Genomic DNA, 12848 nt, shown 5'->3' with positions numbered 1-12848 from the left:
GTAGGGTAAGCTCGGTGTAATAATCCCGTGGAGTACAGATGGACATCGCGCATTTGCCGCACTTGCACTTTCTGGTAGCCGAAGGCGACGGCGCGCAGCGCGCGGCGCTGGTCGAGATGCTGGGGCGCCTCGGCGCCAGCCGCGTCACCGACGTGCCCGACGGGCACATGGCGCTGCGCACCTTCCAGGCCGGCTTCACGCCGCGCGTGCACGTCGCCATCATCGACCTGGCGCTGCCCGGCATGGACGGGCTGGAACTGATCCGCAACCTGGCCACCATGGACGCCGGCGCCAGCCTGATCGTCACCGGCGCCCAGCCGGCGAACCTGCTGTTCTCGGTCGAGACCCTGGCCCAGGTCTACGGCATCGACCTGCTCGGGTCGATCTCCAAGCCGGTCACGGCCGCCAAGCTGAAACCCCTGATCGACAACTACGCGCCGCCGCCGGTGCCCCCGACGGTCGACGGCACGCCGCGCTTCACCTTCGCCGAAATCGGCAGCGGCCTGCAAAAACGCCAGTTCGAACCCTTTTTCCAGCCCAAGATCGAGCTGGCGACCGGCCAGGTCAAGGGCCTGGAATCCTTTGCGCGCTGGCGCCATCCGGAACACGGCCTCCTCGGCCCGTCCGCCTTTATCGACGCGCTCGAGCAGAACAACCGCATCGATTTCCTCGACTGGAGCATGATCGAGCTGTCGGTCGAGCGCTGCCGCTGGCTGCACGACCAGGGCACGCCGATCTCGATCTCGATCAACCTGGCGCCCGAGACGCTGGCGCATCCCGCCTTCCTGCGCCAGATCGGCGCCTGCCTCGGACGCCACGCGGTGCTGCCCGACTACATCACCTTCGAGATGCCGGAATCCTCGGTGCTGAACACCGACCCGAATTTCATCGAGCGCCTGGTGCGCCTGCGCATGCTGGGCTTCGGCCTCGCCATCGACGACTACGGCACCGGCCGCTCGAACCTGCAGCTGCTGGCGCGCATCCCGTTCACCGAGCTGAAAATCGACCGCAGCTTCGTCGACGGCGCCTCCAAGCGGCGCCCGCTCGGCACCGTGCTGCGCTCCTGCCTCAGCCTGGCGCACAGCCTGGACCGCATGTCGGTCGCCGTCGGCGTCGAAACGCGCCAGGACTGGGACTTCCTGCAGGGACTGGGCTGCACCTATGCGCAGGGCTATCACATCGCCAATCCGATGGAGGCATCGGCCTTCCCGGGCTGGCTGGAAGACTGGCGCCATTTCTTTTAAGCGGCTGCCGCTTCTGCTTTCTTGTTTCTAACCTGGAGGGGGACGATGGGAATTCAGTTGCGCTGCCGTTGCGGCAAGCTGCAGGGGGAAGTCGATGCAACACGCATAAAAGCGCGCGCGATCTGCTATTGCAAGGATTGCCAGGCGTTCGCGCGCTTCCTGAAGGCCGAAGGCCGGGTGCTCGATGCATCCGGCGGCACCGAGGTCGAAGCGGCGCTGCCGGCGGCCGTGCGGTTTACGGGCGGCCTTGAACACCTGGCCTGCATGTCGCTCAGCCCGAAGGGCATCTACCGCTGGTATGCGTCCTGCTGCGATACGCCGGTGGGCAACACGCCGCGCAACCCGAAAGCGTCCTACGTCGGGCTGGTGCGCACCTGCCTCGCGGCTACGCCGGAAGAGCTGGACCGCCAGTTGGGGCGCTCGCACATCACGGCGAATACGGAATCGGCGCATGGGCCGGCCAAGACCACTCCGCTTGCAACGCTGGTCGCCGTCGCGAAGCTCGGCACCATGCTGGTCAAGGCGCGGCTCGGTGGCGGCTACCGCGACAATCCCTTTTTCGATGCCAATGGCGCGCCGGTGCGCACGCCGCGTGTGCTGACGCGCGAGGAGCGCGCCGCCGTCACGCCCTGAGTGGCTGCGGCGCCTGGATTGCGCTTGCCGCTTCGGCCAGGTCGACGATGCGGTAGCTGGCCTGGCCGTCGGCGCCATCGACGGTAACGAAGGCGCGTGCGGCGCCGGCCGCCGCGCCCATCCTGTACAGCTTGCCGGCGCCGCTCGGGACCAGCAAGGCGACGCGACTGACCACATAGCCTGCCGCCTGGCCGGCGCCCGACGCCACCAGCACGTGGCCGGGCGCTCCGGCGCCGCGCTGCGCCCCGGGACGCAGGTCGACCAGGCGGATGGCGCTCCCGTGCCACGGCATCGTGGCGTCGGGGCCATCCGCATAACCTGGCGCCAGCGGCAGGATGTGCTCGACGGCGGCGATCGGGGTGGCCGCCATGTGCCCGGCCTCGAATACGATGTAGGCACTGTCGTTGGGTGTACCGCCGTCCTGTGCGGGACGATCGGCGCCGGCGGCGTGTTTCGTCCCGCTCAGCAGCGCTTCGGGGAAGCGGACGAACAGCGCGGCCGTGTCGAGCAGGCGCAGCGCCTTGCCATCGTCCTCGTACACCGTCGTCGTGAGACTGCCGGCGGCGGCGTCGGCCGCGCCGAACGAGCGCAGCGCCAGGGCTGCGCGCACCGGCAGGCCCAGCGCCAGCCCGCCCTGTTCGACGATGGCCAGCAGCGGCGCCGCGCCGGCGTCGGGCAAGCCGGGCAGGGCGCCGCCGGCGAGTACCGGCACGTGGCGGCCGCGCCAGAGGCACCAGGCGCTGTCGATGGCGCCCCCGAACTGTTCCAGCGCCGGCATCGGCATCACTTCGGCCAGGTCGCCGGCCGCGACGCCCAGGCGCGTCATGTCGGACTGCAGCGTGTCCAGCCCGAGCAACGCGTAGTCGACGGTGCGCAGCGCTTCATGGCCGAACGACGGTGCGTGCGGCGCCAGCGCCGGCTGGCCGTCATGCTGGTGCCAACTGGCCGCGAGCGTCGCCAGGCGGCCGACGTCGAGCAGGCTCAGGATGCGGCCATCGGCGGCCTGCGCCGCGCTGTGGAACACTTCTTCCGGACAGTCGTCATGGTGCAGGCGCGCGATCGCCGCGCAAGCGACGTCGACCAGGCCGTCGACCGTGTCCACCTGCAGGCCGAGGGTGCGTCCGGCCTCGTGCAGGACCAGGATCCGTGCGCTGCCCAGGGCGGCAACAGGCGCCGTGCCGACGTCGACCCAGCGTGCCAGGTCGATCACCGGAACCAGCGTACCCTCGTGCACGACGACGCCGCACAAGGCGCCCGTCCGGCGTGGCAGCAGCGCCTTGGATGCGGGTAGGGGAATGGCCTGCACCACGGCATCGACCGGAATGCCGAGGCGTACCGCGCCGACGGCGGCCGTAGCCAGGCTGACGACAGCGCCCGGAAGGGGGGCACCCATCGCTCAGCGCTCCGTCGCGATGCGTTCCAGATCCGCCAGCAGCGAAGACACGTCGTGCGTGGCGCCGGCCTGGGCGCTGGTCGATGCGTGGATCGCGGCCACCGACTTGCCGGTGGTGGCGATCGAGTCGACGATGCGTGCGAATGCATCTTCGACTTCGCTCGAGAGGCGCGTGCCTTCGCCCACGCGGGCGACGGTTTCGTTGATCAGCTTGGAGATCTCGCGCGCCGCCAGCGCCGACTTCTCGGCGAGTTTGCGCACCTCGTTGGCGACGACCGAGAAGCCTTTGCCGTGTTCGCCGGCGCGCGCCGCTTCGATGGCCGCATTGAACGCCAGCAGGTGGGTCTGCCCTGCGATGTCGCCGATGGTCTCGATGATCTCGTGAACGTCGCCCGACGCCTTCTGGATCGCTCCGATCGCCTCGCGCGAACGTCCGAGCAGCTTGCTGCCGGCGGCGGCATCGCGCTGGGCGCGGCCGGCCATGTCGGCCGACTGCTGCGAGCCGCGCGCGATTTCGCCAATCGATTGCGACAGCGATGCAAGCACGCCGGAAATATCCTTCACCTTGGCGCTCACCAGCTCTTCGCGGTGCACCTGGTCAGTGACGTCCATGGCGAACTTGACGACTTTATAAGGCTTGCCGTTGACGTCGAAGATCGGGTTGTAGGTCGCCAGGATCCAGATGTCGGCGTCGTGCTTGCCGCGCCGCTTGAAGCGGCCGGACTGGAACTGGCCCTGCGCCAGGTTGGCCCAGAAGTGGCGGTAGGCTGCGCTCTTGACGTAGTCGCTTTCGCAAAACATGCTGTGGTGCGCGCCCAGCACTTCTTCCTCGGCATAGCCCATCGTGCGCAGGAAGTTGTCGTTCGCGGTGAGCACGTTGCCGCGCATGTCGAATTCGATCACGGCCTGCGAGCGGCCGATCGCGTCGAGCTTGCCTTTCACTTCCGCGCTGGTGCGCTTTTGCGCCGTGATGTCGGTCGCGAATTTCACGACCTTGACCGGTTTGCCTTCGGCATCGAAGATCGGGTTATAGGAGGCCAGGATCCAGATCTGCTTGCCGTCCTTGCGGATACGGCAGTATTCGCCGGCGTTGAATTCGCCGCGCCCGAGGCGCTCCCAGAATGACTGGTACTCCGGCGAGTGCGCGAATTGCGGGTCGCAGAACATGCGATGGTGCTGGCCGCGCACTTCGCCCAGTTCGTAGCCCATCACCTTCAGGAAGTTCTCGTTCGCATGCAGCACCTTGCCCTGCAGGTCGAATTCGATCACGGCCTGGACCCGGTCCACGGCCAGGTTCTTGCCCTCGAAGCCGGCATTGCGGGCCTTGGCCGCGGTGATGTCGGTGGCGAACTTGACGACCTTGAACGGCTTGCCGTCGGCATCGATGATCGGGTTGTACGTGGCCTGGATCCAGACCGGGTGGCCATCCTTGGCCAGGCGCTTGAATTCGCCGCTGTGGAACTCGCCGGCGGCCAGGTGCTTCCAGAACGTGCGGTATTCGAGCGAGCGGCTATAGGCGTCTTCGCAGAACAGCGCATGCTGCTGGCCGACGACTTCGTCGAGGGTATATCCGAGGGTGTCGAGGAAGTTGTCGTTGGCGTGCAGGATGCGCCCTTCGAGGTCGAATTCGATCACGGCCTGGGCGCGGTCGAGCGCCTTCATGCGTCCCGCGAACTCGGCATTGCGCTGGACATGGGCGGTAACGTCGGTCGCGTACTTGATGACCTTCATCGGCTTGCCGTCGGGCCCGAAAACGGGATTGTAGGATGCATTGATCCAGACGTCGCGGCCATCCTTGTGGCGGCGCTTGTAGACACCGGCGTGCAGTTCGCCGGCGCCCAGGTGCGTCCAGAATGCGGCATAGGCCGGTGCGGCCACCTGCGTCGGTTCGCAGAAGATGCGGTGGTGCTGGCCGCGCAACTCGTCGAGCGTATAGCCCATCGTCTGCAGGAAGTTGTCGTTCGCGTCCAGGATGCGGCCGTCGAGGCTGAATTCGATGACGGCCTGGGCGCGGCCGATGGCCTCGATCTTGGCCGCGTTCTCGGCGCTTTGCAGCTTCGCGGTGGTGATGTCGGTCGCGAACTTGATGACCTTGACCGGCCGCCCGTCGCCGTCGAACACGGGATTGTAGGAAGCCTGCAGCCACACCGGGCGGCCGTCCTTGCCGAGGCGCATATACTCACCGCTGCAGGGATGTCCCTGGCCGAGTTCGCGCCACAAGTTGCGGTATTCGTTCGAGGCGGCGAAGTCTTCGTCGCAGAACATGCGGTGGTGCTTGCCGACTACTTCGCCCAGCGTATAGCCCATCGCTTCGAGGAAGTTATGGTTCGCGTGCACCACATTCCCGCTTAAATCGAATTCGACCACCGCCTGTACGCGGTGGATGGCATCGAGGGCGGCGAGCGCCAGGTCGAGCCGGCTGTCGGAGACTTGCGAACGGATTGATTCGGCAGGGTTGTGCATGAACGTTCAATGAAAGTAGTCGATCCAGGCGGCGGCAAGGCGGCATGGCGAAACATGCACGGCTTGCGCCATGCGTGGGCAGGAATGGGATACCGGGAACGGCCACGGGATGGCGCGGACGGCAAGGCCAAGGCGGCTGACACCCGATTTAATCAATTTCCCAAAAGAAACATAATTGTAGCTTTTGATTAGACCGGGCGCAATCGTCAAAAACGGCGAATCCGGGCGGTGTTGCTAGTCGCCAACAATCAAGGAAAAGGCCCTAGATCGAGATCACCAGCTCCGGCCGGAACCCTTCCTGCTCGCCCTTGCTCAGGTAGCCGAGCGGATTGGCGACCACGCGGCAGGACCAGGCGCGCCCGTCCGCGATGCCCGATGCGACGTAATCGTTCAGGCAGTGCAGGTGCCCGTGCAGCCACAGGTCGGCTAGCGGCAACAAGCCGTCGAGCGCATTGCAGAAGCCCGCGGTGCCGGGCGTGACGCCGTAGCGCGGGTCGGCGCTTTGCAGGCTCGGCGCGAAGTGGGTCACCGCCACCGTCACGCCGTCGAAGGGCACGGCCAATGCCGCGCGCAGCCAGGCCTGGCAGTCGAGCGCCATCGCGCGCCAGCCGTCGGCGAGTACCGGTTCGCCCTCCCGCAGGGTCGTGTTCTTGCTCAGGTAGTAGTTGGCGGCGCGCATCGCCTTGTCGCGCAGCTGCAACTGCCGGGTCAGCTCGTGGCCCGCGGCCAGGGCGTCGAAATCGGCCCACAGCGTGGTGCCGACGAAGCGCACGTGGCCGATGGTGATCGTCTCGCGGTCGAGCCAGGTGATCCCGAGGCGCGCGCAGGTGGCGCGCAGGCGTGCGTAGGTCTCGTCGAAGTCGAGGCCGTCGAATTCGTGGTTCCCGGGGATGAACAGCACCTGCGCCCCGGTCGCGCCGAGGGCGGGGGCGAAGCGTTCGAGGCCGAAGTCGGTGCCCGTCAGGCGCGAGCCGGCCTGGTAGGAGCCGATGTCGCCGGCAAGGACGATCACGTCGAGGTCGGGTGCGAACGCGGGCTGGAAGGCCGGATAGCGTTCGAGGTGGAGGTCGGAAAACAGCTGTATGCGCATGGCGGCAGTATAGCCAGATTCGACAGTCGGTGCCGTGTGACCCGGCACTGACCCGGCAGCCCGAACGGATGGCTGGTAACTGTTCGCAGGCGCACAGAAGGGCGCCGGCGCGCGCGCTACGGTGGCGCATTGGCCAGAAGGGGAACGAGATGAAAGACACTGACAAGTTGCGCATCGAACCGGCGACGATGCCGGCCGGCGGCTGGGGCTCGGTGGGCGAGGTCGCCCACATCCTGTTCGACCAGCGCGCGGCGCTCAAGGACGGCGGGCTGCTGCTCAAGCAGAACAAGCCGGACGGCTATGCCTGCGTCAGCTGCGCCTGGGCCAAGCCGGCCAATCCGCACCCCTTCGAATTCTGCGAAAGCGGGGCCAAGGCCACCGCCTGGGAAACCACCAGCAAGCGCATCGGCGCCGACTTTTTCGAACGCCACACGCTCACCGAACTGGAAGCCTGGAGCGACCACGAACTCGAGGATCAGGGCCGCCTGACGACGCCGCTGCGCTGGGACGCCGCCAGCGACAGGTACCGGCCGATCGCCTGGGACCAGGCCTTCGCCGAAATCGGCGCGCAGCTGAGGCACCTGCAGGCCGCCGAGCGCGAACAGGTGGTGTTCTACAGTTCCGGACGCGCCTCGCTCGAGACTTCCTACATGTACGCGCTGCTGGCACGCATGTACGGCAACAACAACCTGCCCGACAGTTCCAACATGTGCCACGAAAGCACCTCGGTGGCGCTGCAAAAGACGATCGGCGACGGCGTCGGCACGGTGGTACTGGACGACTTCGCGCAGACCGACTGCATCTTCTTCTTCGGGCAGAACGTCGGCGTGAACAGCCCGCGCATGCTGCACCAGCTGCAGGAAGCGCGCAAGCGTGGCGTGCAGATCATCACCTTCAATCCGTTGCGCGAGCGCGGGCTGGTGAGTTTCACCAATCCGCAGTCGCCCGGCGAAATGCTGAGCGGGTACGAAACGGCCATCAGCACCCAGTACCACCAGGTCAAACCCGGCGGCGATACGGCCGCGATCATGGGCCTGTGCAAGGCAATCTTTGCGCTCGACGACGCGGCCCTGGCAGCCGGCGAACAGCGCGTGCTCGACATGGCCTTCCTGGGCGAGCACACCCACGGCTTCGACGATTTCGCGCAATCGGTGCGCGCCTGCGGCTGGGCCGACATCGAACGCGAATCGGGCTTGATGCGCGCGGCGCTCGAAAGCGCGGCCGCCGTGTATGCCAGCGCCGGCGCCGTGCTCGGCGTGTACGGCATGGGCCTGACCCAGCACCGCAACGGCGTGCAGAACGTGGCGATGATGGTCAACCTGCTGCTCCTGCGCGGGAACATCGGCAAGCCCGGTGCCGGCATCTGCCCGGTGCGCGGCCACTCGAACGTGCAGGGACAGCGCACGGTCGGCATCACCGAAAAGCCCGAACTGGCGCCGCTCGACAAATTGAAGCAGCAGTACCGCTTCGAGCCGCCGCAAAAGACCGGCATGAACACGGTCGAGGCTTGCGAAGCGATCCTGGCGCGCAAGATTCCGGCCTTCGTCGCCCTCGGCGGCAATTTTTTGCGCGCCGTGCCCGAGACGCGCCTGATGGAAGCGGCCTGGCGCGACATCCCGCTCACGGTGCAGGTCGCGACGAAACTGAACCGCAACCACGTCATCCACGGCAAGGCGGCTTATCTCCTGCCTTGCCTGGGGCGCATCGAAATCGACCGCCAGGCCGGCGGCGAACAATCGGTCACGATCGAAGACAGCACCGCCTGCATCCACGGCTCGCGCGGCATGGCCGAGCCGGCCTCGCACGACCTGCTCTCGGAACCGGCAATCGTGGCCGCCATCGCCAAGGCGACGCTGGACCCGAACCCGCGCGTGAACTGGGACGCCTGGGTGGCCGACTACGGCGCCATCCGCGACGCCATCGCCGAAACCTATCCCGACATCTTCCACGACTTCAATGCGCGCATGTGGACGCCGGGCGGCTTTCGCAAACCTGTCGGCGCGGCGCACCGGGTCTGGAAGACCGAGAGCGGCAAGGCGACCTTCACGGTGCCGGAAGACTTGCCGGGCGACCCGGACCTGGACGGCGGCGCCGCCACGCTGCGCCTGTTCACGGTGCGCAGCGACGGCCAGTTCAACACGACGATCTACAGCCACGACGACCGCTTCCGCGGCGTCTACGGCAGCCGCAAGGTGATCTTCATGGGCCGTGGCGACATGGCGGAACGCGGCCTGACACAGGGCGACCTGGTCACGCTGCGCAGCGCCACCGACGATGGCGTGGAACGCCAGGTGGGCGGCCTCGCGGTGGTGGCCTACGATATTCCGCCCGGGACCATCGCCGGCTACTTCCCCGAATGTAATCCGCTGATCCCGCTCTGGCACCACGCCAAGGAGAGCAAGGTGCCGGCGGCGAAAGCGATCGACGTGCTGCTGGAACGCAGCGGGAGTGCGCCATGAACGCCGCCGAACCCTTCCTGTCTTCCGGCGAGCACCATGCGCTGGCCGCCACGCGGCGCGTGCCGGCCAGCCGCTGCCGCGGCGACCTGGTCGAAGAAGGCAGCGAGCTGCTGGCCGAGGAGGTGCCCGTGGCCCTGGTCTACAACGGCATCGCCCATGCCGTGATGCTGGCCTCGCCGCTCGACCTGGAAGATTTCGCGCTCGGCTTCACGCTGAGCGAACGCATCGTGCGCCACCGGCGCGACGTCTACGACATCGAGATCGAACACACGCCGCGCGGGATTGCCGTCGACCTGCGCATCGCCGCCGGCGCCATGGCGCGCCTGAAGGGAGCGCGCAGCGCGCGCCTCGGCAAGACGGGCTGCGGCCTGTGCGGCGTCGACAGCCTGGATTATTTCGAGCAGGAGGCCTGCCTGCCGGAGCCGGACGCGCAGGCCCTCCCCACGCAGCGCATCGCGGCCGCCGCGCTGCACCGCGCGATGAGCGAACTGGCCGCGCGCCAGCACCTGCACCAGGCCACCGGCGCCGTCCACGCCGCCGGCTGGGCCGGACCCGACGGCGCGCTGCTGTGCGTGCGCGAGGACGTGGGGCGCCACAATGCGCTCGACAAGCTGGTCGGCGCGCTGGCGCATGCCGGCGTGGCGCCGGACGCGGGCTTCGCCGTGGTCACCAGCCGCGCCAGCTTCGAGATGGTGCAAAAGGCGGCGCGCGCCGGCTTCGGCCTCCTGGCCGCGATCTCTGCGCCGACGGCGCTGGCGGTCAGGATGGCCGAGGGGGCCGGCCTGACGCTGGCCGGCTTCGTGCGCGGCGGCCGGCACGTGGTCTACAGCCATCCGCAGCGGCTCGCTTAAGTCTCGTCGTCTTCGTCGTCGCGCAGCTTGTCGAGCAGCGCCAGCGCTTTCTCGTCCAGCCCGCCGACCACGAAAAAATCGTCATCGGCATACCTGGCGCCGTCGACCAGCATGCGCAGCCTGGCCAGGCGGTCGCCCAGGGCCAGCGCCTGCGCCAGCGGCGGTGCGTCCGGCTGGCCCGCGTGGGCGATGGCCTCGACCACGGTCTCGGGGAAGTCCCACAAGGCGGCGATGCGCGCCGACAGGATGCGCGCCTGTGCGAACAGGCCGGCGATGAACGGATCGGACCAGGGCAGCGCATCGTCGCTGCACGCCTGGTCGACCAGGCGCATCGCCACCACCAGACCGACGTTTTCCATCAGTCCGGCGAGATAGGCTTCGAAGGCATTCGCGCGCAGGCCGGGCGCCAGCAGGCTGGCCGCCAGCGCGCTCTTTTCCGACTGGCGCCAGATGATGGGGGCGACCCGCTTCGCCAGGCGCCCGTTCTGCATGCTGACGATCGGACGAAACGCCACGCGCGCCAGCAGCATGCGCATGCCGTTCTGCCCGAGCAGCATGATGGCACTTTGGATGCTGTTGACCGGCGGGCCGGCATGGTAGCGCGGCAGGTAGGCCGGCCGGTTTGCTTCGCGGTAGACCTCGGCCACCAGCACTGTGTCGAGGCTCAGCTGGCGCGACAGTTCGGCGGCGTTCATGTCGTCGCCGCGCAGGGTGCGCATCAGTTGCGGGATGATCTCGGGCACGCGCGGCACCAGGGCGGCGCCGGCCACCGGGGATAGCGCCAGGCGCGCCAGTTCGTCGAGGATGCGCGCTTCGAGCTGGGGCGTGGCGCGCGGCGGACGGGCGGCGGCCAGCCAGCGGTACCAGGCCGCGTCGAGTTCGGCGGGGTCGAACGCGCCGGTGTCGGCCTGCGCGGCAGCCGGCGCGGGTGCAGGCGCCGGTACCTGCGCGGATGCAGGTGTCTGCGCGCCGCCGCCCAACAGTTTGTCCAGCCAACCCATGTGCCGCCATCCATAAAATTACCGAGTGGCGCCGATTTTACATGAGGGCGCACCCGCGCGGCCTGTCAGGAAGTTATTGCCTATTTGTAATTTGTTGATTTAGTATTTGGCAACATACCTGGACAGGGAGTGACCATGCGCGCCATCCGATTCCTGCAATGCCCGCTCAAACAGGCCGCCGCACTCGGGCTGGCTGTGCTGTTTGCCGCTCCGGTGACAGCCGCGCCGGCACCGCCGGATTCGCCGCAAGCCTGGCGCGCCGCCGCCGAGGCCGACATCGACGCCGCGGTCCAGGTCACGCGCGACAACCACCCCGGCGCACGCGATCCGTCCAACCCCGGCTTCCTGGCCAACCTGGAAGCAGCGCGCGTGCACGGACGGGCGCTGGCGGCGCGGGTGCGCGACGCCGCCGGCTACAACGCTGCGCTCGAGGGTTTCAACGTGCGCATCGGCGACGGCCACGCGGCGATCCGCTCGCTGGTCGACGCCGCGGCGCGCCCGCCGGCACGCTGGCCGGGCTTCGTCACCGCCTGGCGCGGCGACGCCTTGTACGTGGCTGCCGCGCCAAGCGGCCAGCCCGCGGTCGGCAGCAAACTGCTCGGCTGCGACGGCAAGGACGCGCGCCGGCTGATCCTCGACAACGTGTTTTCGTTCGAAGGGCGCGTCAAGGAAGCGGGGCAGTGGTGGTCGGTGGCGCCGGCCCTGTTCGTCGATGCGCACAACCCCTTCGTCACGCTGCCGCAGCGCTGCAGCTTCGACGCGGGCGGCAAGACCAGCGAGCACGCGCTCGCCTGGCGCGAGGTCGATGCGCAGGCCAGGCGCCTGCTGGCGGAAAGCGAGGAGGGCGTGCCGCGGCCGGTCGGCATGTTCGCACCGCGCCCGAACCTGGTGTGGGTATCGATGCCCAGCTTCAAACCGAACGAAGAACAGCGCGCCGCCTACCGCGCCATCTACCGCGACATCGAAGCGCAGCGCGCACGCTGGCTGGCACTCGATGCGGTGGTGGTCGACCTGCGCGGCAATGGCGGCGGCTCGTCCGCCTGGAGCGTCGATTTTGCCCGGGCCCTGTGGGGCAGCGAACGCGTGGCCGCCGCGCGCGCGGCGTATTCGCCGCGCCTGGAGACCTGGTGGCGCGCCTCGCCCGCCAACACCGACTTCATGCTGACGACCGCGCGCCAGCTGGCCGAGCAGGGCAGCGCCGAGATGGCGGCCTGGGCGCGCAGTGCCGGCGAAGGCATGCGCGCGGCGCTCGCCCGCGGCGAGGACTTCCATGTCGAGCAGAAGACAACGGCCGCCCCGAGCCCGGCCCCGGCCGCCGCCACGGCGCCGTTCACGCGGCCGGTCTACGTCGTCGTGCCCGGCCACTGCGCCAGCGCCTGCCTCGATGCCATCGACATCCTGACCCGCTTCCCGAACACGACCCTGGTCGGCGCGCCGAGTTCGGCCGACTCGACCTACATGGACGTGCGCCGCCACCCGCTGGCGTCCGGCCTGGCGGCCATGGTCGTGCCCAACAAGATGGTCGTCAACCGCCAACGCGGCAACGGCCAGTACTACGAACCGCGCCTGCCGGTGCACGACCTGGTCTGGTCGGTCGAGACGCTGCTCAAGACGATCGAAGCCGATCTCGCGCGCGGCCGGCCGGCGCCGCAGGCCTGCACGCCGCGCAGCGGAGGCGGCTGATCCGGACCGCTCCCGCGGCGCCTGCGCCCGC

Annotated in this window: 9 protein-coding genes and 1 pseudogene; 6 read left to right on the top strand and 4 right to left on the bottom strand. The window is 68.4% G+C overall.

The genetic code is table 11. The features are described 5' to 3' along the window. Positions 1-38 precede the first annotated feature (38 nt). Both AC56LG_RS18085 and AC56LG_RS18080 read left to right on the top strand, forming a co-directional pair. The gene (locus AC56LG_RS18085) at positions 39-1244 is read left to right on the top strand and encodes an EAL domain-containing response regulator (protein WP_497167455.1); all 1206 of its coding nucleotides are present in this window, start codon (positions 39-41) and stop codon (positions 1242-1244) included. 45 nt (positions 1245-1289) lie between these two features. Continuing rightward, positions 1290-1877, top strand: a complete 588-nt coding sequence (locus tag AC56LG_RS18080; RefSeq protein WP_497167454.1) for a DUF6151 family protein — start codon at positions 1290-1292, stop codon at positions 1875-1877. Here AC56LG_RS18080 and AC56LG_RS18075 read toward each other — a convergent pair. Both AC56LG_RS18075 and AC56LG_RS18070 read right to left on the bottom strand, forming a co-directional pair. Then, positions 1867-3270 carry a chemotaxis protein CheW gene (locus AC56LG_RS18075; RefSeq protein ID WP_497167453.1) on the bottom strand — a complete coding sequence of 468 codons (1404 nt, stop codon included), beginning with the start codon at positions 3268-3270 and terminating at the stop codon, positions 1867-1869. The two genes, AC56LG_RS18080 and AC56LG_RS18075, sit on opposite strands and share 11 nt — an antisense overlap. A gap of 3 nt (positions 3271-3273) precedes the next feature. Then, positions 3274-5634 (bottom strand): annotated as a pseudogene (locus AC56LG_RS18070) (methyl-accepting chemotaxis protein); the annotation flags it as partial. A gap of 108 nt (positions 5635-5742) precedes the next feature. On the opposite strand from AC56LG_RS18070, the gene AC56LG_RS18065 reads away from it, so the two are divergent. Then, positions 5743-5925: a hypothetical protein gene (locus tag AC56LG_RS18065; protein ID WP_497167452.1), complete on the top strand. Its 183-nt coding sequence runs from the start codon at positions 5743-5745 to the stop codon at positions 5923-5925. 70 nt (positions 5926-5995) lie between these two features. Here AC56LG_RS18065 and AC56LG_RS18060 read toward each other — a convergent pair whose 3' ends face one another. Beyond that, on the bottom strand, positions 5996-6823 hold the full coding sequence (locus tag AC56LG_RS18060) for a metallophosphoesterase (protein WP_497167451.1): 828 nt from the start codon (positions 6821-6823) through the stop codon (positions 5996-5998). Between the two features lie 149 nt (positions 6824-6972). On the opposite strand from AC56LG_RS18060, the gene AC56LG_RS18055 reads away from it, so the two are divergent. Together AC56LG_RS18055 and fdhD are read left to right on the top strand one after the other, a co-directional pair. Further along, the gene (locus tag AC56LG_RS18055) at positions 6973-9282 is read left to right on the top strand and encodes an FdhF/YdeP family oxidoreductase (RefSeq protein WP_497167450.1); all 2310 of its coding nucleotides are present in this window, start codon (positions 6973-6975) and stop codon (positions 9280-9282) included. Continuing rightward, the gene (gene fdhD / locus AC56LG_RS18050; protein WP_497167449.1) at positions 9279-10133 is read left to right on the top strand and encodes a formate dehydrogenase accessory sulfurtransferase FdhD; all 855 of its coding nucleotides are present in this window, start codon (positions 9279-9281) and stop codon (positions 10131-10133) included. Before AC56LG_RS18055 ends, fdhD begins: the two co-directional genes overlap by 4 nt. Here fdhD and AC56LG_RS18045 read toward each other — a convergent pair. Then, on the bottom strand, positions 10130-11134 hold the full coding sequence (locus tag AC56LG_RS18045) for an HDOD domain-containing protein (RefSeq protein WP_497167448.1): 1005 nt from the start codon (positions 11132-11134) through the stop codon (positions 10130-10132). The two genes, fdhD and AC56LG_RS18045, sit on opposite strands and share 4 nt — an antisense overlap. Before the next feature lie 135 nt (positions 11135-11269). On the opposite strand from AC56LG_RS18045, the gene AC56LG_RS18040 reads away from it, so the two are divergent. Then, positions 11270-12817: a S41 family peptidase gene (locus tag AC56LG_RS18040; protein ID WP_497167447.1), complete on the top strand. Its 1548-nt coding sequence runs from the start codon at positions 11270-11272 to the stop codon at positions 12815-12817. The last annotated feature ends 31 nt before the right edge of the window (positions 12818-12848 follow it).

The organism is Telluria sp. ZB2R32 (genome assembly GCF_059685715.1).
The sequence above is the reverse complement of the archived record's forward strand: the minus strand, read 5'-3'. Positions and strand labels throughout refer to the sequence as shown.